25 protein-coding genes and 1 pseudogene are annotated in these 25,559 nt (G+C 55.9%); 17 read left to right on the top strand and 9 right to left on the bottom strand.

Features of this window, described 5'->3' with window-relative positions; all coding sequences use genetic code 11:
• Nucleotides 1-467 precede the first annotated feature (467 nt).
• Entirely contained in the window at nucleotides 468-758 is a 291-nt protein-coding gene (locus QZ292_RS04255; RefSeq protein WP_294598294.1) for a hypothetical protein, read from the top strand.
• Between the two features lie 63 nt (nucleotides 759-821).
• Here QZ292_RS04255 and QZ292_RS04260 read toward each other — a convergent pair whose 3' ends face one another.
• Nucleotides 822-1,601, bottom strand: a complete 780-nt coding sequence (locus QZ292_RS04260; protein WP_294598296.1) for a radical SAM protein — start codon at nucleotides 1,599-1,601, stop codon at nucleotides 822-824.
• A 28-nt stretch (nucleotides 1,602-1,629) separates the two neighbouring features.
• Entirely contained in the window at nucleotides 1,630-2,625 is a 996-nt protein-coding gene (locus tag QZ292_RS04265) for a DUF4837 family protein (RefSeq protein WP_294598298.1), read from the bottom strand.
• Between the two features lie 119 nt (nucleotides 2,626-2,744).
• On the opposite strand from QZ292_RS04265, the gene QZ292_RS04270 reads away from it, so the two are divergent.
• The 5 genes from QZ292_RS04270 (at nucleotide 2,745) to efp (ending at nucleotide 6,130) form a co-directional block, all read left to right on the top strand.
• Nucleotides 2,745-3,353, top strand: a complete 609-nt coding sequence (locus QZ292_RS04270) for a polysaccharide deacetylase family protein (RefSeq protein WP_294598301.1) — start codon at nucleotides 2,745-2,747, stop codon at nucleotides 3,351-3,353.
• Between the two features lie 13 nt (nucleotides 3,354-3,366).
• Nucleotides 3,367-4,014, top strand: a complete 648-nt coding sequence (locus tag QZ292_RS04275; protein WP_294598304.1) for an MgtC/SapB family protein — start codon at nucleotides 3,367-3,369, stop codon at nucleotides 4,012-4,014.
• A gap of 11 nt (nucleotides 4,015-4,025) precedes the next feature.
• The gene (locus tag QZ292_RS04280; protein ID WP_294598307.1) at nucleotides 4,026-5,021 is read left to right on the top strand and encodes a glycosyltransferase; all 996 of its coding nucleotides are present in this window, start codon (nucleotides 4,026-4,028) and stop codon (nucleotides 5,019-5,021) included.
• Nucleotides 4,990-5,493: a YqaA family protein gene (locus tag QZ292_RS04285; protein ID WP_294598309.1), complete on the top strand. Its 504-nt coding sequence runs from the start codon at nucleotides 4,990-4,992 to the stop codon at nucleotides 5,491-5,493. The genes QZ292_RS04280 and QZ292_RS04285 overlap by 32 nt, the downstream gene beginning before the upstream one ends.
• Nucleotides 5,494-5,563: 70 nt before the next feature.
• Complete coding sequence (gene efp / locus QZ292_RS04290) at nucleotides 5,564-6,130, top strand: elongation factor P (RefSeq protein WP_294598311.1); 567 nt, start codon at nucleotides 5,564-5,566, stop codon at nucleotides 6,128-6,130.
• 665 nt (nucleotides 6,131-6,795) lie between these two features.
• On the opposite strand, the gene QZ292_RS04295 is transcribed toward efp, so the two are convergent.
• On the bottom strand, nucleotides 6,796-7,977 hold the full coding sequence (locus tag QZ292_RS04295; RefSeq protein ID WP_294598313.1) for an ATP-binding protein: 1,182 nt from the start codon (nucleotides 7,975-7,977) through the stop codon (nucleotides 6,796-6,798).
• A 372-nt stretch (nucleotides 7,978-8,349) separates the two neighbouring features.
• Between QZ292_RS04295 and QZ292_RS04300 the strand changes: the two genes are divergently transcribed.
• The 3 genes from QZ292_RS04300 to QZ292_RS04310 are packed head-to-tail and all read left to right on the top strand — an operon-like array spanning nucleotide 8,350 to nucleotide 11,265.
• Complete coding sequence (locus QZ292_RS04300) at nucleotides 8,350-10,170, top strand: N-6 DNA methylase (RefSeq protein WP_294598315.1); 1,821 nt, start codon at nucleotides 8,350-8,352, stop codon at nucleotides 10,168-10,170.
• Complete coding sequence (locus QZ292_RS04305) at nucleotides 10,163-10,795, top strand: restriction endonuclease subunit S (RefSeq protein ID WP_294598317.1); 633 nt, start codon at nucleotides 10,163-10,165, stop codon at nucleotides 10,793-10,795. Before QZ292_RS04300 ends, QZ292_RS04305 begins: the two co-directional genes overlap by 8 nt.
• Nucleotides 10,711-11,265: a restriction endonuclease subunit S gene (locus tag QZ292_RS04310; RefSeq protein WP_294598320.1), complete on the top strand. Its 555-nt coding sequence runs from the start codon at nucleotides 10,711-10,713 to the stop codon at nucleotides 11,263-11,265. Before QZ292_RS04305 ends, QZ292_RS04310 begins: the two co-directional genes overlap by 85 nt.
• A gap of 102 nt (nucleotides 11,266-11,367) precedes the next feature.
• On the opposite strand, the gene QZ292_RS04315 is transcribed toward QZ292_RS04310, so the two are convergent.
• The 3 genes from QZ292_RS04315 to QZ292_RS04325 all read right to left on the bottom strand — a co-directional run bounded on the left by QZ292_RS04315 (nucleotide 11,368) and on the right by QZ292_RS04325 (nucleotide 12,440).
• Complete coding sequence (locus tag QZ292_RS04315; RefSeq protein ID WP_363324057.1) at nucleotides 11,368-11,607, bottom strand: nucleotidyl transferase AbiEii/AbiGii toxin family protein; 240 nt, start codon at nucleotides 11,605-11,607, stop codon at nucleotides 11,368-11,370.
• A gap of 8 nt (nucleotides 11,608-11,615) precedes the next feature.
• A complete protein-coding gene (locus QZ292_RS04320) occupies nucleotides 11,616-11,939 on the bottom strand; it encodes a hypothetical protein (protein WP_294598355.1) in 324 nt (107 codons plus the stop codon).
• A gap of 231 nt (nucleotides 11,940-12,170) precedes the next feature.
• Nucleotides 12,171-12,440 carry a glycosyltransferase gene (locus QZ292_RS04325; RefSeq protein ID WP_363324058.1) on the bottom strand — a complete coding sequence of 90 codons (270 nt, stop codon included), beginning with the start codon at nucleotides 12,438-12,440 and terminating at the stop codon, nucleotides 12,171-12,173.
• A 148-nt stretch (nucleotides 12,441-12,588) separates the two neighbouring features.
• On the opposite strand from QZ292_RS04325, the gene QZ292_RS04330 reads away from it, so the two are divergent.
• Both QZ292_RS04330 and QZ292_RS04335 read left to right on the top strand, forming a co-directional pair.
• A complete protein-coding gene (locus QZ292_RS04330; protein WP_294598328.1) occupies nucleotides 12,589-13,695 on the top strand; it encodes an AAA family ATPase in 1,107 nt (368 codons plus the stop codon).
• The gene (locus QZ292_RS04335; RefSeq protein WP_294598331.1) at nucleotides 13,679-14,476 is read left to right on the top strand and encodes a hypothetical protein; all 798 of its coding nucleotides are present in this window, start codon (nucleotides 13,679-13,681) and stop codon (nucleotides 14,474-14,476) included. Before QZ292_RS04330 ends, QZ292_RS04335 begins: the two co-directional genes overlap by 17 nt.
• Before the next feature lie 178 nt (nucleotides 14,477-14,654).
• Here the strand turns inward: QZ292_RS04335 and QZ292_RS04340 are convergent, their stop codons facing one another.
• Nucleotides 14,655-14,963, bottom strand: coding sequence for a hypothetical protein (locus tag QZ292_RS04340; protein ID WP_294598334.1), 309 nt, complete (start codon nucleotides 14,961-14,963; stop codon nucleotides 14,655-14,657).
• Between the two features lie 162 nt (nucleotides 14,964-15,125).
• Nucleotides 15,126-16,277: a Wzz/FepE/Etk N-terminal domain-containing protein gene (locus QZ292_RS04345; RefSeq protein ID WP_294598337.1), complete on the bottom strand. Its 1,152-nt coding sequence runs from the start codon at nucleotides 16,275-16,277 to the stop codon at nucleotides 15,126-15,128.
• A 228-nt stretch (nucleotides 16,278-16,505) separates the two neighbouring features.
• Here QZ292_RS04345 and QZ292_RS04350 point away from each other — a divergent pair, with 228 nt between their 5' ends.
• From QZ292_RS04350 to recO, 5 genes are all read left to right on the top strand, one after another.
• On the top strand, nucleotides 16,506-16,952 hold the full coding sequence (locus tag QZ292_RS04350; protein ID WP_294598340.1) for a LytTR family DNA-binding domain-containing protein: 447 nt from the start codon (nucleotides 16,506-16,508) through the stop codon (nucleotides 16,950-16,952).
• A gap of 98 nt (nucleotides 16,953-17,050) precedes the next feature.
• Complete coding sequence (locus QZ292_RS04355; protein ID WP_294598344.1) at nucleotides 17,051-17,224, top strand: hypothetical protein; 174 nt, start codon at nucleotides 17,051-17,053, stop codon at nucleotides 17,222-17,224.
• A gap of 82 nt (nucleotides 17,225-17,306) precedes the next feature.
• Nucleotides 17,307-19,166 carry an amidophosphoribosyltransferase gene (locus QZ292_RS04360; protein WP_294598358.1) on the top strand — a complete coding sequence of 620 codons (1,860 nt, stop codon included), beginning with the start codon at nucleotides 17,307-17,309 and terminating at the stop codon, nucleotides 19,164-19,166.
• A gap of 81 nt (nucleotides 19,167-19,247) precedes the next feature.
• Nucleotides 19,248-20,138: a glucose-1-phosphate thymidylyltransferase RfbA gene (gene rfbA / locus QZ292_RS04365; protein WP_294598346.1), complete on the top strand. Its 891-nt coding sequence runs from the start codon at nucleotides 19,248-19,250 to the stop codon at nucleotides 20,136-20,138.
• 46 nt (nucleotides 20,139-20,184) lie between these two features.
• Entirely contained in the window at nucleotides 20,185-20,979 is a 795-nt protein-coding gene (recO, locus tag QZ292_RS04370) for a DNA repair protein RecO (RefSeq protein ID WP_294598349.1), read from the top strand.
• 82 nt (nucleotides 20,980-21,061) lie between these two features.
• Here the strand turns inward: recO and QZ292_RS04375 are convergent.
• A pseudogene (locus QZ292_RS04375) lies at nucleotides 21,062-21,460 on the bottom strand (TlpA disulfide reductase family protein); the annotation flags it as partial.
• A gap of 642 nt (nucleotides 21,461-22,102) precedes the next feature.
• On the opposite strand from QZ292_RS04375, the gene QZ292_RS04380 reads away from it, so the two are divergent.
• Nucleotides 22,103-25,174 carry a DUF2723 domain-containing protein gene (locus QZ292_RS04380; RefSeq protein ID WP_294598352.1) on the top strand — a complete coding sequence of 1,024 codons (3,072 nt, stop codon included), beginning with the start codon at nucleotides 22,103-22,105 and terminating at the stop codon, nucleotides 25,172-25,174.
• Nucleotides 25,175-25,559 lie beyond the last annotated feature (385 nt).

The raw sequence follows: 25,559 nt of genomic DNA on the forward strand, positions 1-25,559 counted from the left end.
GCCGATTGGCGGTGAGCCAATCCGGCAAGAATTGCCGCGGGCGACTGAAACAAGCATTGACAAGCCCGCGCGCCACGCCTTAAGAGGGAAATCGTCAAAACTCGCTTGCGTGTTTTGACTGGATTTCCCAAGGCGCACGGAAAAAGAACTGTTCGAAAATTTGGGCTGACACAGCCATTTGCTCACCGTGGGGCCCCACAGGGGCTTTTACTAGGGTTATCACTGCCTTACTTAAGCGGGGCCTGCGCGGCCCGAGCGCAGTACCCTCGAACCCACCGCGCGCCGTCGCCTTAAAAGGGAAATCGTCAAAATGCACTTGTGTGTTTTGACTGGATTTTCCAAGGCGCGCGTAGGGTAGAGTCGACCTATTTCGGAGTGCCCGAAGGTACCGGCGGAGCGAAAGCGGAGCCGCAGTGAGGCGAACACGGGGCGAAGAGCGAGTAGTGCGATTCGCAGAATCGCCGGGCTTGCGCGCTGGGCCTGTGGCCCACCCCCGGAGCGCGCAGCCCGAACACGACAGACTAAAAGCAACGTTCCATAAACCCGCAGGCTTCGCCCCGCATCACCCCGCCCCGGGCTATCGCCATCGGGATACGGGCGATCTGAGCGGCATTGGCTACCTCGGGTACAGTTGGTCGTATACGCCGGTAACAGGTGATATCACAGTAAGATATTTAGATTTCCGCACTCAGGCCCTTTATACCAGCGCCGCGCACTATCGCGGCCACGGTTTTCAGTTGCGTTGCCTCTCGGAATAAACGGTGCCGCTCGGCACTCGAAAACTGGCCGGGTCTACCCCAACTGGCAGCCTCTACTGCCGACTACCTCGCCACCGAGACGACCAGACCGGGGAATGCCTCCCGCAGACGGGTCGCAATCGCCTCCATCTCCTCGAACGAAACCTTCTCCAGACCGTCCGCAGGTGTGTTGCGGTCGATCGTGTAGAGCATCACCTCTGCCGGCCGGATCCGGCCCAGCGCACCGATGTAAGCCTCCACCTCCTCCTGCGTCGTGTTGTCGATCCGATGACCGCCGTAATCTCCCCGCAGCAACATCGTCTGAACCACTAACCGGCCCTCGAATCCCCCCAGCAGGTCGATCGTCTCCGCCACCGTGCGGCCGTTCTGCGGCTGGTTGATCCGTCGCACCGTCTCGTCGACCGCCGAATCCAGTTTCAGGATATTCCGGTCCACCCGCAGCAGCGCCTCCCGCACCGCCGGCCGGTCGATCATCGTGGCATTGCTCAGCACCGCCACCCGCGTCTGCGGCGCATAGCGATCCCGCAGCCTCAACGTCGCGTCGATGATCCGTCCGAAATCCGGGTGCATCGTCGGCTCGCCGTTCCCTGCGAAAGTAATGACGTCCGGCAGCTCCTGCGCCTCCGCCATCTCCGCCAGCCGGTGTTCCAGCGCCGCGACGACCCGTTCCGCCGGGTTGAAGCCGCCCGTGCCGTGCGCCCCGTTCCACCCGCATTCGCAATAGATGCAGTTGAAGTTGCACAGTTTGGAGTTCGGAAGCAGCAGGTTGACCCCCAGCGACGACCCGAGCCGCCGGCTGTGGATCGGCCCGATGATGATGCGGTCGAAAAGGAAAGTGTCCATCTTGTTCAGCGAAAAAATCGAGAGACTGTTATTCAGGAATCCGTACCGTCCGGAAAATCGCCTCCACCTGACGGATATAGTTCCGCATCGGCACCTGGTTGTTCGGCGACGGCGAGTAGACATACCCGTCGATCGCCACCATCCGTCCCGTAGCCCCGTCGTAGGTCGTGTAGTTGATGAACGGCCCCCCCATGAAATCCCCCTTCACGTCCCAGAAACCGCGCAGCTGCGTCCATTGCCGGCCCTCCACCGTCAGGAGCTTCCGATCCGGCGGGATGATCGTCGAAGTGGACATGTAGCTCCCCTTCGACGGCCCCGGCACCTGCCGCACCGCACCGTTCCGCGCCGCGACGAGCCACCCCGTCGTGGCATCCGTCACCGTCGAGTCCGCCGGGTAGGTGTAGATCAGGAAGCCGACGCTCGCCAGCGGCAGCTCGTAGGAGACCCACAGGAAATCGGTCGTGTCGAGCCGCACCCGGTAGTTCGTCGGGATGCTCATCTCGAAACCGAATTTTTCGCGGATCAGGGCTCCGATCTCCGGATCGCGGTGTTTGCGGGCCTGTGCCACGAAACGGTTGCGCTCGACGATTTCGTAGAATTGCTCCAGCTCCCGGCCGTAGGTGTGCAGAAAAGCCGCCATCGAGTCGGCCGACGGCGAGGTGACGGTCACCTGCAGCTGCGGCGCCGAATAGACATCATACGCAGCCGTCATATCCGACCGCTCGTACTGCGCCCCCGTCCGCAGAATCAGGATGTTCCGGTGGCGCGAGACGGTCTTCTGGAAATTCGCCGGCGGGACGCTCAGCAGGTCGAAGAGCGGTTCGGGCTGGTTGATCCGTTCGACCTCTTGCGAGAAGATCGCCCGCACGGTGTCGCCCGCCGCCCCCTCCCACAGCTCGGCGGGAGCGACGACGAAGAGTTCGTAGGCCCGGCCCGACGAAGGGGCCTTCACCGGGTCCGACGAGTGACAGCCCGTGCCGACTGCGGCGACGAGGGAAGCCAGTATCCAGGTCAGTTTTTTCATAAAGCAACGGGTTTGGATGGGAAAACAGCGGCCCCGCCGCCTTCCGCGGCCGCCGCCGGACAAATGTAACGAATATTCTCCTATCTTTGTGAGTATTCAACCTTTCTCAACGGACACACATGTATTTCCGGCCGCCGAAATTCATCAAACGTCTGTTCCCGGAGCTGAACTGGAACTTTCGGGAGTCGGGAACGATCTTCCTGACTTTCGACGACGGGCCGACGCCCGAGGTGACCCAGTGGGTGCTCGATACACTGGACAAATATGGGGCCAAAGCGACCTTTTTCTGTCTGGGCAAGAATGTCGACCAGCATCCCGAGATCTTTCGCAAGATCAAGGCCCGGGGGCATGCCGTGGGGAACCACTCCTACAGCCACATCAAAGGGTGGGGCAATCCGGCGGGGCGCTACATCGAGGATGCCGACCTGGCCAACGGCCTGATCCGGACGAACCTCTACCGGCCGCCCTACGGACGCATCACGCGGAGCCAGATCCGGCGCATCTCGGAACGGTATCACATCATCATGTGGGACGTGCTGAGCCGCGACTATGCGCGGACGGTCTCGCCGGAGGCGTGCGTGCGGAATGTGACGCGCCACCTGCACGAGGGGTCGATCGTGGTCTTCCACGACTCGGTGAAGGCCTCGCGCAACCTCTATTACGCCCTGCCGCGGGTGCTGGAGGCGATCGAGCGGGCGGGCCTGCGGTGCAGGGGCATCGAACTTTAAAAATGATGGAGAGATGATCTGGACATTCGTTTTGCGGTTGACCATCGCCGCGCTGCTGGGAGCCATTGTCGGGTTTGACCGGGAGCTCCGCGCCAAGGAGGCGGGTCTGCGCACCCATTTTCTGGTCGCGCTGGGAAGCGCCCTGTTCATGATCGTCTCCATCTACGCCTTTGCGGCCGACCCGCGGAGCGACCCGGGACGGATCGCGGCTCAGGTGGTGACCGGAATCGGGTTCATCGGGGCCGGATCGATCCTGATCCACAAACAGTTCGTGCGGGGGCTGACCACGGCGGCGGGATTGTGGGCGACGGCCGGCATCGGGCTGGCGGTGGGCGGCGGGATGTATGCCGTGGGGATTGCCGCGATGGTGCTGACGCTGGCCGGACTCGAACTTTCGACGCTGATTTTCAAAACGGTCGGGATCCACTCTTCGCTGGTGGTCTTTTCGACCTCCGACGAGCAGAACCTGAGGCGGATATTGGTGCATATCCACGAACAGGGGTATCATCTGATGAGCTACGAAGCGACCCACGAGACGGTCGGCGAGGGGACGCTGTACCGGGTGACGATGGTGGTCAAGACGCGGAGCCGGAGCGAGGACACGCTGCTGTTCCAGTTCATGCAGTCGCTGCCCGGGCTGACCATCGAACGGCTCGAATAACAGTTGTTTTTATGCATATTCTGATCTTTACGACCGGCACGATCCCGGCCCTGAAGTACGGCGGAACGCAGCGGGTGGTTTGGGGGTTGGGCAAAGCTTTGTTGCGGCAGGGCCATCGGGTGACCTATCTGGCGGAAGCCGGTTCGGTGTGCGATTTCGCTCCGGTGCGGGTGTACGATCCCGCACGCCCGCTCGGGACCCAGATTCCGGAAGGTGTCGACCTCGTTCATCTGCATCAGCCGCTCTACGGAGAGTTGACCGAGGGGACTCCGTTCGTCTATACCGAACATACAAACAGCGGAGCCGGGCGCGAGTTGCCGTTCAATACGGTCTTTCTTTCGCGGAACCATGCTGCCCGCCACGGTTCGGAGACATTCGTCTACAATGGGTTGGAGTGGGACGAATACGGAACGCCCGATTTGCGGAATGCGCGCTCCTATTACCATTTTCTGGGGAATGCGGCCTGGCGGGTGAAGAACGTGCGGGGAGCGATCGACGTTGTGCGGGGCATGACCGGCGGCCGGCTGGTCGTGTTGGGCGGACATCGTTTCAATTTTAAGATGGGGATGCGGTTCACCTTTTCGCCGAAGATCCGGTTTGTCGGGATGGTGGGCGGCGAGGAGAAATTGCGGTGGCTTTCGGGCAGTAAAGGGCTGATATTTCCGGTTCGGTGGCACGAGCCTTTCGGATTGGCGCTGATCGAGAGCCTCTATTTCGGTTCGCCGGTTTTCGGCACCCCATACGGCTCTTTGCCGGAGTTGGTGCCGCCGGAGGTGGGGTTCCTCTCTGCCGGCTGCCCGGAGTTGAGGCGTGCGGCTTCGGAGGCGGATGGCTATTCCCGCCCGATGTGTCACGATTATGCGCGGGAGATGTTCTCGGCCGATCGGATGGCGGCCGGGTATGTCGCTTGTTACGAACGGGTCTTGAATGGGGAGCGGTTGAATGCCGACCGCCCGATTTTCCGGCAAACGGCGGATGAGGGAAAGTTTTTGCCGTGGGAGCGGTAAACGTTTTGACGGGACGATTATGGAGTGGTTGTTGGATTTAGGGTACGCGGGGCTGTTTATTGGGGCGCTGCTCGCTGCGACCATTCTGCCGTTCAGCTCGGATTTCCTGCTGGTCGGGATGCTGGCCGCCGGAGGGAATGTCGTCTGGACGGTGGTCGTGGCTTCGCTCGGCAACTGGGCCGGCGGGATGATCTCCTATTGGATGGGACGCGGCGGCCGGTGGCAGTGGATCGAAAAGTGGTTCAAGGTCAGGCGCGAGACCCTCGAACGGCAGAAATCCCGCGTCGATCGCTACGGAGCCTGGCTGGCTTTTCTGTCGTGGCTGCCGTTCGTGGGCGACCTGTTCGCCCTTGCGCTGGGATTCTATCGGACGAATGTCTGGCAGGTGGCTCTCTTCATGCTGATCGGAAAGACCGCCCGGTTCGTCGCCTGGGCCTTCGCGGTCGAGTGGGTGCGTCCCCTGTTTGCGTAAACCCCGGCTTTTTCGTACCTTTGCGTGCTCCGCTATACAAAACGGATTATCTTAACACTTAAACCACAATATGGCAACAACCGCAGATATCAAAATCGGGATGTGCATCGAGCTGAACGGCAAAACGTGTCAGATCATCGACTTCCAGCACGTGAAACCGGGCAAGGGGCCGGCTTTCGTCCGCACCAAGCTCAAGAATCTGGAAAACGGCCGGACGATCGACAATACGTTCACGGCCGGTGCGCCGATCGAACCGGTTCGGGTGGAACGCCGGCCGTATCAGTATCTCTATGAGGACGATATGGGGGCGAACTTCATGCACACCGAGACGTTCGAACAGATCGTGATCGACAAGAAGATGATCGAGAATGCCGACCTGATGAAAGAGGGGGAGATCGTGGAGGTGATGTTCCACACGGAAAAGGAGACAGTGCTCTCGGCCGAACTGCCGCAGCTGGTAGAGATGGAGGTGACCTATACCGAGCCGGGGCTCAAGGGGGACACCGCATCGTCGAATGCGCTGAAACCGGCTACTGTCGAGACGGGGGCGACGATCAAAGTCCCGCTGTTCATCAATACCGGCGAGCGGATCCGGGTCGACACCCGGACGCGGGAGTACTATGAACGGATCAAGTAGTTTTTGAGAGCCTATTTATCGGCATCGCCGATTGCGGGCGGACTTCCTCGGAAAGTCCGCCCGTTTTTTGTAGCCCGGGCGCGAGGTTGCTGGTTTGGGGTAGAGACTCTCCGTGGGGCCCGCGCGGCCTGAGCGCAGTTGTAGCTTGAGCCTTGCAGAGCGTAAGGTGCGTGAACAGAGAACGGTGCGAAGATTTGGGCCGACACAGCCGCAGCGCAACGCAGTTTCGCTCTGTCCCGCCGGGGCGCCCATCGGGCGTTTTATTAGGGTTCTCTTTGCCTTATAGCCGGCCGCCGCCCGCGCAGGGCAGTTCCATCCTGTTGGGGTAGAGGCGGCCAATTGCCCACCGCGGCCCGAGCGCAGTACCCTCCTGTTGACAAGTCGCCCGCCCCGCTTAAAGAGGAATTTCACTCGTTTTGCGGTGAGCAAAATCGAGATGAAATCCCAGCGGGCGACGGCAAACGCGTAGGGCGGCGGAGCGATAGCGGAGCCGCAGTGAGGCGGACACGGGGCGGTGCTTTGGACTGTAATTTGAGCCGAGCTTTTGCGGCCCATAGGGTCGCCGTCTTCGGCGAGGGCGACGCAAAAGCGGCGCGAGGGGGGAGACGCGCCGAGGAGGAACTTCACAGACGGGGTAGGGAAGAGGTCGGTTATGTAGATTAGTATTATGCAGTCGGTTTGTATTTAACCGAAGATGGTTTTACATCTCCTCCCAGGCCTTCACCTCGCCGGAGGAGGTACGCATCGACCGGTCGCCGCCGTAGGACCGCCCGATCCTCCGCACCGGCGCCCGACAGGCGGCCCCAATAGTCCAGACCGGTAAAATAGCTTTTCGAAAAGGTCGCTCCGGATTTGATTTCGTAAGCCTCCGTCCGGCCAGCCTCCCGGCGAAGCAGATCGACCTCGTGGCCGGCGCTGTCGCGCCAGAAGGAGAGCGACGGTTCCAAGCCCCGGTTATAATCGCGTTTGAGAAACTCGTTGATCACCAGGTTCTCGAACAGACCGCCCCGCAGATAATGGGTGTCGAGCTGGTCGACGTGGCGGATTTCGAGCAGCGAGCAGGCCAGCCCCGTGTCGTAAAAGTAGAGTTTGGGCGACTTGACGAGCCGCTTGGCGAAATTGTTGTGGTCGGGCCGCAGGAAGTAGAGAATGTAGCTCTCCTCCAGGATCGAAAGCCACGCATCGACGGTCGGCGCCGTTACGCCGCACTCGACGGCCAGAGAAGCCTTGTTGAGCAGTTGGCCGATCCGTCCGGCGCACAGCTTGATGAGTCGGCGGAATTTCGACAGGTCTCCGATCGCCTTCATCTGCCGCACGTCGTGTTCGATGTAGGTCTTGATGTAGTTCGGATAGTAGTCGGTCGGTTCGATCTGCCGGTCGTATAGGCGCGGATAGGCGCCGTTGAAGATTTCGGCGTCGATGGTTGTCGGAGCGATCCCTGCTGCGCGCATCTCCTCATGCGAAAAAGGCAGCAGGGTCAGAATCCCGACGCGCCCGGCCAGCGACTGATCGACGGCCTCCATCAGTTCGGTGTTTTGCGACCCAGTGAGGATGTACATGCCGGTCTGCCGTTCGTGGTCGGCATGGGTCTGGAGATAGGAGAGCAGGCTCGGGACGCGTTGCACCTCGTCGATGATGGTCCGGGCGGGGTAGGTGGCGATGAATCCGCGGGGATCTTCGGCGGCGAAGGCGCGGTTGTCCAAGTCTTCCAGCGAGACGCGGTGATAGTCCGGAAAGGTCATCTCGGCAAGGGTCGATTTGCCGGACTGCCTGGGGCCGGTGATGGTCACAAAGGGGTATTTTGTAGCGAGCTGCCGCAGCTTGTCGGTCAAGGTTCTGTGAATCATGGATCGGTGGTGGTTTGCTTCGTGCAAAAATAAAGTCTGATTTTATTTTTGCAAAACATTTCCGGGCCGATGGCGCAAAAAACTTGCGGTGCGCCTTGTGATGGGGCGGTACAAAAAGGGGCACGCGGGCGACAAACGAACTGTTAAATGATACTCTATGATAGTGGGTGCGTTCTCCGGTCGAGTCTCTGAATTTATGCCTGGTCGGACTTAATTCACCTACTTTTCTTATTTTTACACGCTAAGAAGAGATGATGTAAGAAATTTCACCAAATGGCGAAAAAAGAGGTTAAAACAGATCTTTGGGTTTATGGATTGTTGCAGGAGGCTGGTATTTATTTGACTCCGCAAGGGTGTGATATAAAGGAGATTGTGGAAGCTTTAAAGACTGCATCTAAATCAAAAACAGGCTGTGCCGGCTTTCCCGAGTATTGCGGGGTGGTCAAAGATTTCCTGCTGGTCATCGAAGATAAGGCTGCACTGAATCGGCACGTTTGCAGAGATGCGAACGATTTGTTGTCGCAGGAGGTCAAAGCGGTCAAGGAGTATGCCGTGAATGGAGCTTTGTACTATGCTTTTCATCTGGCGACTCATACGTCATATAACAAAGTGCTGGCTTTCGGCGTGTCGGGCAACGAGAAGCATCATAGGATTACTCCGGTGTTCGTTAACGAGCGGGGCGATTACCAGGAGTTGCCCGATGTGGAGACATTCATCTCTTTCAATGAGACCAATATTGACGAGTATTATCTGAAAGAGGTATTACGCGAAGAGACGGATGTGGAAAAGACAACGGCCGAGATCCTTAAAGAGGCCGAAAAGCTGCATAACGACCTGCGCAATTACGGGAATCTGACCACCGAGCAAAAGCCGTTGGTGGTATCGGGGATTATGCTCGCTCTGCGGGAGATCGAGTACAAAACATTCTCTATTGAGTCTCTCGTCGGCGATTCCATTAAAACCGACGGACAAAAGATTTGTGAAGCCATCAAGAGCAATCTGGCGAGGGTCAATGTTACGCCTGACACCAAACGCGATAAGTTGCTCAGCCAATTCTCGGTCATCAAAGATACCACGAAAATCAACGAGATAGAGGCGACGTTAGGCAAAACGCCTCTGAGGCATTATACGGAATTTCTCTACAATAGCATATACAAGAATATCCGGTACCACAATTCGGCCGAGGACTATTTGGGGCGGTTTTACGGGGAGTTCATGTCCTACTCTGGCGGTGACGGGCAAACGTTGGGGATTGTGCTGACGCCGAAACATGTGACCGAATTGTTCTGCGAGTTGGCGCAACTCGGCCCGACGGATAAAGTGCTGGACCCGTGTTGCGGTACGGCCGGTTTCCTGATCGCCGCCATGCACAAGATGGTCCGGATGACCGAAGACGAAGCGCAGCGAAGAAGCATCAAACGGGACCAATTGTTCGGCATCGAGCTGCAATCCTATATGTTTACGATTGCGACCACCAATATGATCTTGCGAGGCGACGGCAAAAGCAACCTGCATAATATGGACTTTCTGGGGCAGAACCCCAAGAAACTGCAACTGAAGGGGTGCACTGTGGGGATGATGAACCCGCCCTATTCGCAGGGGTCCAAGGCGAATCCCGATTTGTACGAGATCAGCTTTACGGAACATCTGCTCGACTCTTTGACGGAAGGGGCGAGGGCTATTGTCATCATCCCTCAATCTTCCGTTACGGGCAAGAGCCGCGAGGAACAGGCTATCAAGAACAATATTCTGAAACATCACACCTTGGAGGGGGTGATTACGCTCAATAAAAATACCTTTTACGGGGTCGGGACCAATCCATGTATTGCTGTTTTCACGGCCGGGGTGCCGCATGATCCGAACCATCGGTGTAAATTCGTCAATTTTGAAGATGACGGATTTGTGGTGAGCAAACACGTCGGTTTGGAGGAGACGGCGAGTGCAAAAGACAAACGGCAGCACCTGCTGGATGTGTGGTTCGGTCGGATCGAGGCGGAGACGAAGTTCTGTGTGGAAACGACCATCGAAGCGGAAGACGAATGGCTGCATGCGTTCTACTATTTCAATGACGAGATACCGTCGGAAAAGGATTTCGAGCAGACGATGGCGGATTATCTGACCTTTGAGTTCAACATGATCACGCACGGACGGGGGTATCTGTTTGAAGAGAAGGAGGGAAATTGCAATGGTTAACCTTACATTGGACAATAAAAATTGGCGAAAATTTGTTATTGGTGATCTATTTGATGCAAAACGTCCAATAAGCCGAAAGGAGGATGATTACAACGATGGAGAAATACCATTTATCGCGTCAGGTGCTATAAATAATGGGGTTACAAAATTCTGTATCCCTAAAAATAGCGAGATCCTTGATAATGGCAACTGTCTCTCGATTAGTCCCGTAGATGGAAGTTGTTATTATCATCCATATAATTTTTTAGGGCGTGGCGGAGCTGGGTCATCGGTCATTCTTCTTTACGCGAGGAATTTTTCTCTGGATAGGTATGTTGCACTTTTTATCTCTAAAGCTATCACCCAAACTACTGCAACTAAATATAGTTATGGGCATATGGCTTCATTGGATAGAATAAAAAAAGACAAAATATACTTACCGGTTAATGTGAATGAAGAGATAGATTTTCAGTTTATGTCTTCATTTATGAGGCAGAAAGAACAACAGATTTTGAAACCCACGATAGAAAAATTATGCAAAAAACTGATAATCAAAGATGTATGGGGGGTAACCTACTCAGCTCTAACTGGAAAGAATTTGTTTTTGGTGAGGAATTTTCTATTCAATCCACCAATAGCGGCATAGACAAGAATAAACTCATCTCTCTCCAAGGTCATATTCCATATATCACTCGGTCTGATTTGAACAATGGAATGGATATCTTTGTAACAGAGCAGCCGTTACGCTATAAAATGGATGAAGGTAATGTGATTACTATTGGACTGGATACACAAACGGTATTCTATCAACCTACCTCATTTTATACAGGGCAGAATATACAAATCATTAGACACGCTGAATTAGACCGATATAATGCGATGTTTTTGATTGTCGCGATAAAAAAACTTGTAGAACGGTTCAGTTGGGGCAGTTATGGAGCAACACTTACAAGGTTGAGAAAAAGTCGCATCTATTTGCCTGCTACTGATCAGGGCGAGATAGACTTTGCCCGAATGGCTGCTTATATGAAAGCAGTTGAGCGGGATATACTCGATACGACGCTTAAGGTCTTTAAGGGGCGGATCAACAATGAGAAATTTGCAATGAAAGAGTAAACCGGGAATTTCGCGGAACTTGATCGAGTAGTGCGGGGCTGGTCAAGTTTCGTGAAGCGTTTACCGACCCTATTCCCTTTTGTTACCTAATGTTCAATTATCTTAAAAGAGTGTCATACTCCGAGAAAGTTCCGTTTCCCTTCCCGGAAAATCGGTTATAATCTCGGTATGTTCTTTTTCCCCTTCGGTGTGTTTTTGGGCCGGGCGACCGAGGAAGTTGTTCGCATCGAGAGAGCTTCCGGCCGTGAACAAATCGAGATCGATGCTTTTTCGGTGTCCGACATACAAGGCTAGCGCAGTTCCGCCGGCAAGATTGAAGTTTGCCAGTTCAGGATCGTGCATTAAGACGATTAAGAGTTCAAGAGTCGTTCTCTCGACAGTCTCCTCGTGTAACATCTCAGTTGCTCTTTTTTGAGTCCGAACACCGAGCAGACGAAATTCATATCGATATCGGATAGTGTCGGAATCTCTTTGATAATCTCCCGGACTTTGGCGATTCCGCCGTAGAGCCGGATAGCGGCATAAAAGTCCTCCATGGTTCCCCGTTCCACCACCCGTTGCATGACGATGACCCTGCACCGTTGCCAGTCGAAACGCGTCAGGTCGTACTCCCACAACAGCGTTTTGGAAACCTGCAAACCTTTGCTTTTCTGTCGCCAGTCGCTGAAAATCATAGCCCTCATTCTTTGCTATACAAATATAGCAAAAATCGAGCAAAACGCCTCGGTCTGCTGGCTAAAAGATCGTCTGGTTTTCGAATCCTGTATCCGACTCCAATATTCCGGATCCGTCAGAGGGCACTGGATTTAACAGCATAAACACAAGTTTAAGGTTATACTTACAGGATAGTAGCAGGAAGAAATATGATCTCCTGATTAAAAACCGACCATTGGCTGAGTTTTGTGTCAAGCAGAGGATACTGTCCAAATCGAGATAAATTCCCCGTAATGATACAAGGCCCACAGTCGGATATAATCGGCCGCAAAGGCCCATCGCCTCGCCGCACAAGCCTCCCGGACATAAGGCACCGACTCGACATCGAAACTCTCCCGATCCCAAATAGCAATCTCATAATCGACCAAATGGCGCTTCCACGAGGCCATACACTGTTCGACTCTTAAAGGCCACTCCTCGCCGCTGAGCCAACAAAAATGAATTAGTTTCGGAATAGACATCTATGCTTTCTTAGTTAAAAATGCGACAGATAAATATAAGAAATAAATCCCGCCCAAGAACCAAATACTTTATGTCATCTCATTCCGTAATTTTTTTACAGTAAGTGAGAAATTCTGTATCTTTGTAGAAAGCTTAAATATTGAGGCTATGCTTGTGAAATTTGCCGTAACGCATTATCGGGGGTTTGCAGACCGTATCGAGTGGGATTTGTCCAATCCGGCCAATTATGAATTTAACCCGCATGTCATTAAAAACGGCATCATTAAAAATGGGATTCTGTACGGGCCGAATGGATCCGGGAAAACCAACTTCAGTTTAGCCTTGTTCGATATTGTAAACCACTTATCTCCGAATTGGAAAAAGCCTGATTATTACATGAATTTCATCCATGCAGGTAGTCCGGAGAGTGTGGTCGATTTCGAATACGAGTTTCGATTCGAACGGACAAAGGTTCGGTATACTTATTCCAAGAATGCATTAGGGATTCTGGTTGCGGAATTTCTGTATGTAGACGATGAAATGGTATTTGAGCGAAAAGGGAAGAGGGTTCAGATCAATGGCCAACAATTCCCGATGACCCCAATGGCCAAAAAGAATTTAAGTAATAATAACGCCAATAACGTATCGATCGTCAATTTTCTACTGATATCATATCCTCTTGCAAAGGATCATTATTTGATCCGATTAAAGCAGTTTGTCGATTCCATGCTTTGGTTCCGACATCTTGATACCAGAGAGTTCATTGGATTGGACCCGGCTCCGACCGACAACATCGATCAGTTTATCATTACGAATAACCTGCTGAATGATTTCGCAACTTTTCTGAAAGAGGTGAGCGGGCAGAGGTTCCATTTTGCCAAACCCAAGCCAGGAGAAAAAGTGATATTCTGTCAAGTTAAAGAGCATTCCATACCGTTCCATACAATCGCTTCGACCGGTACGGAGGCTTTATATTTACTGTATTTCTGGAGGCAAAAGATAAAGAACGCCTCATTTGTCTTTATCGACGAATTTGACGCATTTTATCACTTCAAACTCGCTTTCGAAATCTGCAAACGCCTTTTCCGGTTGGACTGCCAGGTCTTTACCTCCTCTCACAATACCTATCTGATGACGAACGAATTATTGCGTCCCGATTGTAATTTCATACTCCGGAACAATACGATAAAACCTTTGAACGAGTGTACGGACAAAGAGCTGCGATTCGGACATAATATCGAAAAAATATACAGAGCCAATGCCTTCAACCTCTGATAAAGGTTTGACCCTCTTCGTATTCGAAGGCGCAAAGACTGAGGATAACTTCGTTCGTAGCCTGAAGCAACATTTCTTAGATGCCGGTCATACCATAGAATGCGTATACGGTGCCGAGATATACCAGTTATACGAAAGCATAAAAGAGGATGAGCTGGTTCATGATATTGTAACCTTGCTTCAGGACAGAGTAGACAATAAACAGGTACTGGAAAATCATCCCCGCGATAGTTTCGCAGAGGTATATCTGTTTTTCGACTACGACGCTCATGCGACAAAGGCCGATGACGATAAGATCCGGGAAATGCTCTCTGTTTTCGACAACGAAACCGAAAACGGGAAACTCTATATCAGTTATCCGATGGTCGAAGCTTTGCGCCATTATACCGTCCTGGAGAGTTTCAAGGAGTTGACGGTAAAATGCAAGCGCGGCAATTGTCCCAACTTAAATGCTTGTGCCGACAAAGAGACTTGTTTGAAAGAGCCTCACTATAAAAAGATTGTGACCGAAACCAGCAACCCTCAATTATCCAACATCAATAAGTATACGCCTTCTACTTGGAAGGAATTGATTACGGCACATCTATGCAAGATGAACGATCTTGTTCACGATGTCTTTGACTTTCCGCAGGATCTTTGTTCACAACAGGATATATTTTCCAAACAGAAAAACAAGCATATTGATCAAGCATGTCCTCACGTGTCTGTTCTTAGCGCGTTTCCCATTTATGTTTTGGACTATTACGGATGTGAAAGGTTACACGAAAAATTAAAAGAGTAACAGGGTATAAGATGAATGTAATACCCTTAATCTATTTAATATAAGATAAATAACGAGTTTAAATTATTTTCTCTCTTTCAAGAAAGGCTTTTTAGTATTAGCATTTGTCCTGTTCAAGATAATTTACCAAGAAACACTTCACTTAAAGTTATCTTGAACTATTATTTATTAAGAGAGCTTAAACAATTCGATGCAATATCTTGGATGTATTTATGTCCAGGATATTTTTTTGTATAGTTTTAATCTCGTTATATAACTGAGTGCGGTCTTGTCCTGGTGTACGTACTTTCCAAAGAAGAGCCATTCCTGTTTCCACTTCTTCTTTATCTGGGATGATGAAGCTTTCTTTAACATGTTCTATTAGTTGGTGCATTATTCTCTCATCGTCTTTGGAACGATTGTGCTTACACAATAAGCATTGAAAACATGCTGTTATATGATAACTATTATCTGGAGCTACTTTGTAATTCTCTTTTGCGTATTCCAAAGCTTCATTGTATCGTTTTAGATATAATTGGGAAAGTAAATTCTGTTTCGGCGACTTGTACAACCCCGCCTTGAGCCGGATCGTAAACCGGACACGGTCATACGTCCGCCCCGTCTTCAAGGGTAAAGCCTTCGCTTTATACTAACAGTACAAACTGCCTGTTTACGCCTGAAGCTCCGCAGAGTTAGGATCAGTATCAGTTCTCGCCTCCGAAGCCGAGACGAGCAGCGACTTCACGACCACGACCCCCACGGCGATGAATCCCCCCAGAAAGGCGAAGCCGATGAAAAACAACATCTTGTTCGGCGATGCCGGACGATCCGAAACGATCGCCGGTTCGACGACCGTCGCGATCGGCGTCTCCTCCTGCAGCTTGATCTTCGTTACCTCCACCTGCGACGCCGTCTGGTTGTACACGTTATAAGCGATGTCGCGCTCGTTGCGCAGCCGTTCGATCCGCGTCCGGAGCGCTTCCGAACTGATCGTCCGGTTCTGGTCTACCGCCGCCACCAGCCGGTCTTCCGCGTCGTAGTACCGGATTCTCGCCTCGGTATTCTGACGGATGGTCTGTTCCAGATCGTTGCGGGTCTTTTGTGTCCGGTAGACCGTCATGTACCGCTGGAGCTTCGTCACCAGCGAGTCCGCCACCACTGCCGCCACCAGCGGATCCTGCATCGTTACTTTCACCTCCAGCATCGAGGACTTTTTGTCCTCTTCGACCTGCAGCATCTGGTTCAGAGCCCCCACGAAAGCCTTGTAAGGTGCCGGCAAAAAGAACAGATCGACCGAATCCAATGCCGGAACGGTCTCCTCTTCCCGATCCCGTCCGATCGAGGTCACCCAGCCGATCGCCTTTCCCGGGAAAGAGGTCACGTATTTCCACCACGCCTGTTTCTGGTGTTCCGTCACATAGTCGAACAGGGACATCTGTACACCCGTTTCACCCTTCGGAGCCGAGAGCGTGACCGGAATTTCGGCGAACTCCAGCAGGAACGGCGTACTCTGGACGATTTCCGGGAAGATGGCAGTCGTAATCCCGTCGTTTCCTGCGCCCTGGTTCAGGTTGATCCCGGCCATAGCCGCCAGCCCGGCCATGCCGCCTCCGCCCTGAGAGCCGTTTTTGCTCTCCGGAGCGAGCTTGATCGTCGTGACGTAGCTTTTCGGAATGCTGAACCCGATGATGAGGCCGGCCACGGCACCGATCACGGTGTATTTCACGATCCGTCGCCGCGCGCTCCACACCTGGCGGAGCAGGGCCAGCAGATCGATCTCTTGGGGGGTGTTCGTTTTTGGGGCAGTCGTTTCCTGTGTCATGATTTTCGGTTGAAAAAGGTACCGATACGGTTTTGCAAAGATAACATTTTACGGAAGACCCGCGTCGGGCTCTCCGGCGCGAAGAGGGCCGGAGGGGGAAATCCGGTGACAAACCCGCAGACGGGATTCGCAAACCGATTCGTTCCACCGGTTGAAAAGAGTTGGCGTTTGCGTGCCGGTTTCTCAATTCCAGCGACGAATACGGTCATTTTTACCTTACTTTATGTTATGGGAAAATTTTATCATCCTCTTCGTAAAAGTTTACAGTTTCCGGAGCCGGGTCTGCCGGGCTCCCGGACGATGATTGCCGCTCGGAGCCTGTCGGACGAGGCGCCGGCGAAACGTTCGCCGCACTCCATCTTTATCAAGGAGAAAGAGCGGTTCCGGAAGATCGACTTCACGGCCATCCTGTTCGTCGAGGCCTCGGGCAGTTACTGCCACCTCTATCTGGAGGGCGGCCGCTACCTGACGCTGTCGTTCACCCTGGCCGAGATCACGCCCAAACTGAGCGCTGTCTTTTTCCAGCGAGTCCACCGCTCCTACATCGTGAATGTAGACCGCATCGACGCCTTTATCGGCAATACGCTCTATATCGGACAGCACCGGATTCCGGTGAGCAAGCGGCATCGGCCGGAGGTGATGGAACAGTTCAATATTTTGGGGAATCCGAGGTAGCCCTCCCGGCCGGCCGGGGGCGGGGCCGGGGAATTCGCAGGGAACAGGGAGAAACGGAGCGGAAAATCCGTATCTTTGCTGTTACCCTTATGATTCGAATGGCTGCCATATCGTCCGTTTTGCGGAATGCTCTCCTCTCGGGGGCATCCGTCGTCGCGATGCGCCGGACCGACGACATCGACCGCATCGAATCGGAGGGGCGATACTTCGTTCCGGAGCCGCGACAGGCTGCGGAGCGTGCACATACGACACGTCTCGGCAAGAGGACATAGCTGCTGCATCGACTGCGCTATGTCCTCTTGTCGTATCCGGCGGGAGCATACACCGAAAAACGACCAGATAAAAACAGACCAGATGAGCGACAGCATCAAACACGAATGTGGCATTGCGATGGTGCGGCTGTTGAAGCCCCTCGATCATTACGAACAGCGCTACGGCACCCGGTGGTGGGGGCTGAACAAACTCTACCTGCTGATGGAGAAGCAGCACAACCGCGGACAAGAGGGGGCCGGCATCGCCTCCGTGAAGCTGCATGCCGCCCCCGGCGAGGAGTATATTTTCCGCGAACGCGCCGTCGGAGCGGGAGCCATTCAGGAGCTCTTCGACGCCGTCCGGCGCGACCGGGAGGCCCACCCCGAACTCGAACCCTTCCTCGGAGAGGTCTATATGGGCCACCTGCGGTACAGCACCACCGGACGGTCGGGCATTTCGTACACCCATCCGTTCCTGAGGCGGAACAACTGGCGGTGCCGCAACCTCGCGCTGGCCGGGAACTTCAACCTCACCAACGTGGACGAAATTTTCGACCACATCGTCGCCCGCGGCCAGCACCCCCGCCACAATGCCGACACCTTCATCATGCTCGAACAGCTCGGCTACCTGCTCGACAGCGAGGTCGACCGCCAGTATCGGCATTACAAAGAGCAGGGGCTGGCCGGTGCGGCCCTGAACGAGGCGATCGAGACGCATATCGACCTCGCCCGCATCCTCGGCGAGGCCTCCGAACTGTGGGACGGCGGCTATGTGATCTGCGGGCAGACCGGTAGCGGCGACCTCTTCGCCCTGCGCGATCCGCACGGGATTCGGCCGGCGTTCTATTACGTCTCGGACGAGGTGGTCGCGGTCGCTTCCGAACGGCCGGTGCTGCAAACCACGTTCGACATCGAGACCGAGCAGGTCGCCGAGCTGGAGCCCGGCGAGGCGCTGATCGTCACCAAAACCGGCGAACGGCGCATGGTTCGCATCCGGAAGGCGGAACGGCCGACCCCCTGCTCCTTCGAGCGTATCTACTTCTCGCGCGGCAGCGACCGCGACATCTACCGCGAACGCAAAGAGCTGGGCCGGCTGTTGGTGCCCGAGGTGCTGGAGCGGGTCGATGCCGATTTCGCCCACACCGTCTTCTCGTTCATCCCGAACACCGCCGAGGTGGCCTATATGGGGATGGTCGAGGGGCTCGAAGAGGAGTTCAACCGCCGGAAGTGCCACGCCCTGCTGGCCGCGCGGGCCACGCTGACCGAGGCCGAGATCACCGATATCATGGCGATGCGCGTGCGGCGCGAGAAATTGGCCTTGAAGGACATCAAGCTGCGGACTTTCATCGCCGAGGATGCCAGCCGCGACGATCTCGCGGCGCACGTCTACGACACGACCTACGGCACGATCCGCCCGGGGGTGGACACCGCCGTGGTGATCGACGACAGCATCGTCCGCGGCACGACCCTGCGCCGCAGCATCGTCCACATCCTGAGCCGGCAGCGGCCCCGGAAGATCGTCATCCTCTCCAGCTCGCCCCAGATCCGCTACCCCGACTGCTACGGGATCGACATGTCGAGCATGGGCGAGTTCATCGCCTTCAACGCAGCCATCGAGCTGCTGCACGAACGGGGGATGTCCGGACGCATCGACGAGGTCTACGCCGCCTGCCGGGCTCAGGAGGGGTTGCCGAAGGAGCGGATCGTAAACCACGTCAGACGGATCTACGAGCCGTTCACCGACCGCGAGATCGCCGACCGGATCGCCCGTATGATTACGCCTCCCGACTGCCCGTCGCCCGTGGAGGTGGTCTACCAGTCGATCGAAAATCTTCACCGGGCCTGTCCGAATCACTCGGGAGACTGGTACTTCTCGGGCGATTATCCCACGCCGGGAGGCAACCGGCTGGTGAACCGCGCCTTTATCGACTGGTACGAGGGGCGCGGCCGGGCCGACCGGTAGTTGCGGATCGGGCCGGACGGGTGCGCAACCCACCGAAATAAACCGTACCTTTGTGCGAAGTATCAAAACCGCACAGACCCGATGAAAGGTATCGTACTCGCCGGAGGCTCCGGCACGCGCCTCTATCCGATCACCAAAGGGGTGAGCAAGCAGATGCTCCCCATCTATGACAAACCGATGATTTATTACCCGATCTCGGTGCTGATGCTGGCCGGGATCCGGGAGATTCTGATTATCTCGACCCCGCACGACCTGCCGGGGTTCCGCAGGCTGCTGGGCGACGGGTCGGACTACGGCGTGCGGTTCGAATACGCCGAACAGCCCTCGCCGGACGGGCTGGCGCAGGCTTTCATCATCGGCGAACGGTTTATCGGCTCGGATGCGGTTTGTCTGGTGCTGGGCGACAATATCTTCTTCGGGCAGCGCTTCTCGGAGATGCTGCACGAGGCGGTGGCGGCGGCCGAACATCCGACGGCCCCGAAAGCGACGATTTTCGGCTATCGGGTGAGCGATCCGGAGCGGTACGGCGTGGTCTCGTTCGACGCCGAGGGCAATGCCGAGACGCTGGAGGAGAAACCGAAAAATCCGAAATCCAATTATGCGGTGGTGGGGCTCTACTTCTATCCCAACCGGGTGGTGGACGTGGCGAAACGGATTAAACCCTCGGCCCGGGGCGAGCTGGAGATCACCACGGTCAACGAGCGGTTTCTGCAGGACAGCGAACTGAAGGTGCAGCTGCTCGGCCGGGGATTCGCCTGGCTCGACACCGGAACGCACGACTCGCTGAGCGAGGCCTCGACCTTTATCGAGGTGATCGAAAAACGGCAGGGGCTCAAGGTGGCTTGTCTGGAGGCGATCGCCTACCGCAAAGGGTGGATTACGGCCGAACGGCTGCGGGAGATTGCGGCTCCGATGGCCAAGAATCCGTACGGACAGTACCTCTTGTCGCGCATCGACGAAGACCGGCGATAACCCTCTCCACGCCGGACGCAACCCATCTTAACCGAAACGAAAACCGATGACCGAAGAGACTCCCCGCGCATTCCCGCCCAACGTGCCTGCTCCGCCGCTGCCGCGCAAGGGACAGAAAGCGGCCGTGCCGCGCGGCCGTTACAAGGCGCGCGGCATCGTGCTCCATGCCATGAAGTACGGCGACCGCAAACTGATCGTCCGCATCTTTACGGCGGCTTACGGCCGGCGGAGCTACGTGGCCAAACTCTCGGCGCAGAACGGAACGAGGGGATTCTTCCAGCCGCTCTTCATCCTCGATTTCGACGCCTGGGCGGGGCGCAGCGAGATGCACAACATCGAACAGCCCCAGCTGGGGGTGGCGCTGAGCCATATCCCGTTCGACATCGTCAAGAGCTCGATCGCTCTGTTTCTTTCCGAACTGCTCTACCGGCTGATCCAGGACGATGAGCCCGATCCGGGGCTCTACCGCTTCGTCGAGGAGGCCATCACCGAGCTGGACGACATGGAGGAGGGGGTGGCCAATTTCCACCTCTGGTTCCTCGTGCGGCTGACCGAGTACATGGGGTATGCCCCGCGGGACACCTATGCCCCGGGCTACTCGCTGGACTACCGGAACGGGCTCTACACGGCCGAGCCGCCGGCCCACACGCTGGTGATGCCGCCGGCCGAGGCGGCGCTGTTCCACACCCTCGACGCTTGTCGGCCGGAGGAGCTCGGAGCGGTCGGACTGGCGCGCGAGCAGCGGGTGGCGCTGCTGGAACGGCTGATCGACCTCTACGGCTATCATACCGACGCGATCTATAACGTCAATTCGCTGCGTATCCTCTCCGAAATCTTTTGACAGGCCTGAAAACAGACGGGTTCCTGAATCGACCTTCGCGGCCGATTCAGGAACCCGTTCCGTCTTGTTTCCGTCCGGTGGACTATTTCAGGTATTCGGACAGCGTCCGGTCGATGGCCTCCCCGCGTAGCCCGCGTGCCACGATCTTCCCGTCGGGCCCGAACAGCACGATGTGGGGAATTCCCCGCACTCCGTATAACCTCCCTGCGGCATTGTTCGTGTCGATCATCTGCGGCCAGGTGATGTTCAACTCTTTCACGGCTTTGCTCAGGTTCTCGGGCTTGTCTGCCACGAAAAGCCCCAGCACTTCCAACCCTTTGTCCTTGTATTTCTCATAGGCTTGCGCGATCACGGGGGTCTCCTTGCGGCACGGCCCGCACCACGAGGCCCAGAAATCCACCAGCACGTATTTCCCACGCCCCACGTAGTCCGACAATTTCACTGTCCGGCCTTTCATGTCCTGGCCTTCGAAGTCGGCGAAGGCGGGTTGGGATGCGGTGGTTTTTGCATTGTCCTGCTGCTGCGGAACGAGGGCGTGTGCGGTTGCGGCGCTGGCCATAACCAGTAGCGCCGTAAAAATCCATGTTTTCATAAAATAAGAATTTGCTCTTTTTAACGTTTCGAAGTTAATCATTTATTGCCATTTCTATTCTTAGAGCCGGACGGAACCGTACCTTTTCTGAAGAAAAGGTACCCAAAAGACTTTTAGTTAGCTACGCTACTCCTCAGGCTCCGCAGTCCTCAGTTTTCGAGAGTCTGTTGAGTTGGGTTTTCGGCGGGCGCGCTTGGGTTATCTGCCTCATATTAGCGCGCCGCGCCTGAAAATCCCAACCCAACAAATAGTCCGGGATTTGGGCTGCCGGCAGCTTTAGGATGCGTGAGCATCCTCTAAAGTTTGGCTTCGCCTTCCTCCTCGCCGCTCAGCAATTGGCAAACTTTGTTTGCATTGCTCTCGCTGGCAGCGTCGGTTTTCTGGTTCTCTTTGTTCACAAAGAGAACAGTACCCTCCCGGGCAATGAAAATATATGGTCAAGGAAATCGGCTGTCAGTGAATCGGTAAAAAAAGATTAACTTAGCCACTTCAAATAGCATACCAATCACCCATTCGAAAAAGAGAGAGTCAATGAGCAGTTTTGGTAAACGCAGCCTGTGGGGCGGCTGGATCGTTTTCGCGATCGCCAGCCTCACCTACCTGCTGACCATGGAGCCCACCGCCAGCCTGTGGGATTGCAGCGAGTTTATCGCCACCAGTTACAAACTCGAAGTGGGACACCCGCCGGGAACGCCCTTCTTCTTCCTGATCAACCGGTTGGGAGCGATCTTCGCCGGCGATCCGACCCGCGTGGCGGCCGCGATCAATGCCTTGTCCGCGCTGGAGAGCGGCTTTACGATCGCTTTCCTCTTCTGGAGCATCGCCCACCTCGGGCGGCGGATGTACCGCAAGGAAGAGAGTGAACTCACCGACGGCCAGAGCTGGGCTGTAATCGGGGCAGCGGCGATCGGATCGTTGGCATATACCTGGACCGACACCTTCTGGTTCTCGGCGGTCGAAGCAGAGGTGTATGCCTTGTCGTCGCTCTTTACGGCCGTCGTGTTCTGGGCCATCCTCAAGTGGGAGAACGTCGCCGACCGGCCCGGGAGCAATCGGTGGCTGGTGCTCATCGCCTATCTGATGGGGCTCTCCGTGGGGGCCCATATCCTGAACCTGCTGGCGATTCCGGCCATTGTCTTCATCTACTACTTCAAGAAATTCCCGGGCAGGCCGAAGGCCGACCTGTGGAAACCGGGCGTCGTCTCGGTGCTCCTGACCGGAGCGTTCTATATCCTGACCCCTACGGTGGTCTCGATCGGGGCGTTCGTCGACCGGATCTTCGTGAACGGCTTCGGGTTAGGAATCAATAGCGGACTCGTGACGTTCGTGGTGCTCTTGCTGTGCGGCCTCGGCTGGGGTGTGTGGCGGACGCAGCAGCGCGGACAGGCGGGGTGGAATACCATCCTGCTCTCCACGGCCATGGTGATCGTCGGGATCTCGACCTACGGCATCGTGCTGATCCGCGCCGGGATCAACCCCCCGATGAACAGCAACAACCCGAGCGACCCCTATTCGCTGCTCTCGTTCCTCAACCGGGAACAGTACGGCAGCCGGCCGCTGATTTACGGTGAAAGCTACGCTACACCGCGGGTCGGAACGGAGTTCAGTTCGTCCTATTTCGTGGACGAAAACGGGCGCTATAAACCGGTGGAGAGGGTCGTGGGCTACGAGTACGACGGCAATGCCGGAATGCTCTTCCCGCGCATGTACAGCACAGAGGCGAGCCATGTGCAGGAGTACAAACGATGGGCCGATATCAAAGGGCGGAAAGTCCGGGCCGAGGACGGCACCATGGTGACCGTGCCGACCTTCGGCGAGAACCTCAAGTTCTTCTTCGCCTACCAGCTCAACAACATGTACTGGCGGTACTTCCTCTGGAACTTCGTGGGGCGGCAGAGCGACATTCAGAACAACTCGATCATCGACGGAAACTGGATGAGCGGCATCCGACCGCTCGACGAGCTCTACCTCGGGCCGCAGGACAATCTGCCGTCGGAGGTGGCGGCCAACCGGGGGCGGAACCACTACTATTTCCTGCCGTTTATCTTGGGGCTGATCGGCTTCTTCTATCAGCTCAAACGCGACGGGCGGAACTTTCTGGTGGTCTTCTTGCTCTTTTTTATGACCGGGCTGGCCATTATCCTCTACCTGAACCAGACGCCGCTGCAACCCAGAGAGCGGGACTATGCTTATGCCGGATCGTTCTACGCTTTCGCGATCTGGATCGGGCTGGGAGTGCTGTGGGTGTACGACCTCTTGCACCGCAAGGCGTTTAAGACCAATGGCCGGGTGGCGGCTGCGGTGGCATTCGTGCTCTGCGCGTCGGTGCCGACGGTGCTGGCGGTACAGAACTGGGACGACCACGACCGGAGTCATCGCTACGTGGCGCGCGACATGGGGTATAACTACCTGACGAGCGTGCTGCCCGACGGGATTATTATCGACTACGGGGATAACGACACCTTCCCGCTGTGGTACAACCAGGAGGTGGAAAACGTGCGGCCGGATGTGCGGGTGATGAACTCGTCGTACATCGGCGGCGACTGGTACATCGACCAGATGCGGATGAAGGCCAACGAGTCGGAACCGATTCCGCATTCGCTGCTGCGCGAGAAATACTATGGCGATGCGGTGGGGCAGTTCCTGATCCGCGAGGTGGACAAGCCGGACGGCACACCGTGGACGGCGAAGGAGGTGATGACGGTGGTGAACAGCAACGATCCGCGGACGCGGGTGATGGTCGATCGGGCCGGAACGATGATGGATATCGTTCCGGCACGGCGGATCGCAGTCCCTGTCGATAAAGAAAATGTGATCAAAAGCGGTGTCGTCCGGCCGGAGGATGCGCACCTGATCGAGGATACGATCTATCTGGAGATCAGCCCGAACAAATCGGTGCTCTCGGCGGGCGAGATGGTTTTCCTCGACCTGCTGGCCTCGAACGACTGGACGCGGCCGATCTACTTCACTTCGGCGGCCGATCTGCTGAAGTGGGGGCTGGTGCGCTATGACGGGCAGGGCAAGTCGTGGTCTTATCTCCAGCAGGACGGGATGGCTTACCGGCTGGTGCCGATCAAGTCGCCGATCGAACGCTCGTTCGGCATCGGACGGATCGATACGGAGACGCTGTACGACAACCTGATGAATCGTTATCGGTACGGTAATGTCGGCGATCCGCGGGTCTATGTGGATGCGTTCGTCACGAATACCTTTGCGGCGTCGCAGCTGCGTTCGTCGTTCGCCCGGCTGGCCAACGCGCTGACGGCGCAGGGCGATACGACGCGTGCGGTCGAGGTGCTGGACAGGGCGATGCGCGAGATGCCGCTGGAGCAGCTGAGGATGGACGATATGGTGCCTTATCTGGTCGAGGCGTACTACAAGGCGGGGGCGTATGACAAGGGGAATGCCCTGGCGCGGCAGGCGGCAACGATTCTGACCGAATACGTAGACTATTACGACCGGTTCCGGGGGGCTAAGAAAGCGTTGGTCGAAGACGAGGCGTTGGATCGTTTGCGGACGCTGTACAATCTCTACCTGATTGCAGGTCAGCATCGGCAGGAGGAGATCGTTGCGATGTGCGAGCCCTATTTCGGAAGCATCTGATTCTCGGAAAATGCTTAGCGAGCGCCTTGAAGATATATTTTCTTCAAGGCGCTTTTCTATGGAGTTTTAGGATTTTCTGCGCACGGACAGCGAACGGGTGACAGAGTAGGGTAGAGGCTGCCAGTGGAAATGCGAGAGCATTTCCCCGTCCACGGGACGTGGGGCCTGCCCGGCCCGAGGGCAGTTTCAGGCGGGTCAAAGCTCACCCGCGCGCGACAGCTGGAGAAGGAAATCATCCAAACGCGAGATGCGCGTTTGGATAAGATTTCCGTCAGCGCGCGGGAAAAGCATTTAAAGTGGCAGAGTTGTAGCGGGCCGAAGCCTGCGGGTGCCCAAACGAGCAACGCGAGTTGCGGGCCTCCCGCTGGGGGAGGCTCTCGGCCCG

Source organism: uncultured Rikenella sp. (assembly GCF_910577125.1).
Taxonomy (GTDB): domain Bacteria; phylum Bacteroidota; class Bacteroidia; order Bacteroidales; family Rikenellaceae; genus Rikenella.

Excerpts from the sequence above, each read along its gene's own strand:
- efp (WP_294598311.1), top strand. The coding sequence starts at position 5,564 with ATGGCAACAACCGCAGATATCAAAATCGGGATGTGCATCGAGCTGAAC.
- QZ292_RS04285 (WP_294598309.1), top strand. The coding sequence starts at position 4,990 with ATGAGGGAAAGTTTTTGCCGTGGGAGCGGTAAACGTTTTGACGGGACG.
- QZ292_RS04260 (WP_294598296.1), bottom strand. The coding sequence starts at position 1,601 with ATGGACACTTTCCTTTTCGACCGCATCATCATCGGGCCGATCCACAGC.
- QZ292_RS04320 (WP_294598355.1), bottom strand. The coding sequence starts at position 11,939 with ATGATTTTCAGCGACTGGCGACAGAAAAGCAAAGGTTTGCAGGTTTCC.
- QZ292_RS04265 (WP_294598298.1), bottom strand. The coding sequence starts at position 2,625 with ATGAAAAAACTGACCTGGATACTGGCTTCCCTCGTCGCCGCAGTCGGC.
- QZ292_RS04275 (WP_294598304.1), top strand. The coding sequence starts at position 3,367 with ATGATCTGGACATTCGTTTTGCGGTTGACCATCGCCGCGCTGCTGGGA.
- QZ292_RS04350 (WP_294598340.1), top strand. The coding sequence starts at position 16,506 with ATGGGAAAATTTTATCATCCTCTTCGTAAAAGTTTACAGTTTCCGGAG.
- QZ292_RS04380 (WP_294598352.1), top strand. The coding sequence starts at position 22,103 with ATGAGCAGTTTTGGTAAACGCAGCCTGTGGGGCGGCTGGATCGTTTTC.
- QZ292_RS04360 (WP_294598358.1), top strand. The coding sequence starts at position 17,307 with ATGAGCGACAGCATCAAACACGAATGTGGCATTGCGATGGTGCGGCTG.
- QZ292_RS04355 (WP_294598344.1), top strand. The coding sequence starts at position 17,051 with ATGGCTGCCATATCGTCCGTTTTGCGGAATGCTCTCCTCTCGGGGGCA.
- QZ292_RS04305 (WP_294598317.1), top strand. The coding sequence starts at position 10,163 with ATGGTTAACCTTACATTGGACAATAAAAATTGGCGAAAATTTGTTATT.
- QZ292_RS04270 (WP_294598301.1), top strand. The coding sequence starts at position 2,745 with ATGTATTTCCGGCCGCCGAAATTCATCAAACGTCTGTTCCCGGAGCTG.
- QZ292_RS04335 (WP_294598331.1), top strand. The coding sequence starts at position 13,679 with ATGCCTTCAACCTCTGATAAAGGTTTGACCCTCTTCGTATTCGAAGGC.
- rfbA (WP_294598346.1), top strand. The coding sequence starts at position 19,248 with ATGAAAGGTATCGTACTCGCCGGAGGCTCCGGCACGCGCCTCTATCCG.
- QZ292_RS04330 (WP_294598328.1), top strand. The coding sequence starts at position 12,589 with ATGCTTGTGAAATTTGCCGTAACGCATTATCGGGGGTTTGCAGACCGT.
- QZ292_RS04345 (WP_294598337.1), bottom strand. The coding sequence starts at position 16,277 with ATGACACAGGAAACGACTGCCCCAAAAACGAACACCCCCCAAGAGATC.
- recO (WP_294598349.1), top strand. The coding sequence starts at position 20,185 with ATGACCGAAGAGACTCCCCGCGCATTCCCGCCCAACGTGCCTGCTCCG.
- QZ292_RS04315 (WP_363324057.1), bottom strand. The coding sequence starts at position 11,607 with ATGCACGATCCTGAACTGGCAAACTTCAATCTTGCCGGCGGAACTGCG.
- QZ292_RS04325 (WP_363324058.1), bottom strand. The coding sequence starts at position 12,440 with ATGTCTATTCCGAAACTAATTCATTTTTGTTGGCTCAGCGGCGAGGAG.
- QZ292_RS04295 (WP_294598313.1), bottom strand. The coding sequence starts at position 7,977 with ATGATTCACAGAACCTTGACCGACAAGCTGCGGCAGCTCGCTACAAAA.
- QZ292_RS04280 (WP_294598307.1), top strand. The coding sequence starts at position 4,026 with ATGCATATTCTGATCTTTACGACCGGCACGATCCCGGCCCTGAAGTAC.
- QZ292_RS04310 (WP_294598320.1), top strand. The coding sequence starts at position 10,711 with ATGGGGGGTAACCTACTCAGCTCTAACTGGAAAGAATTTGTTTTTGGT.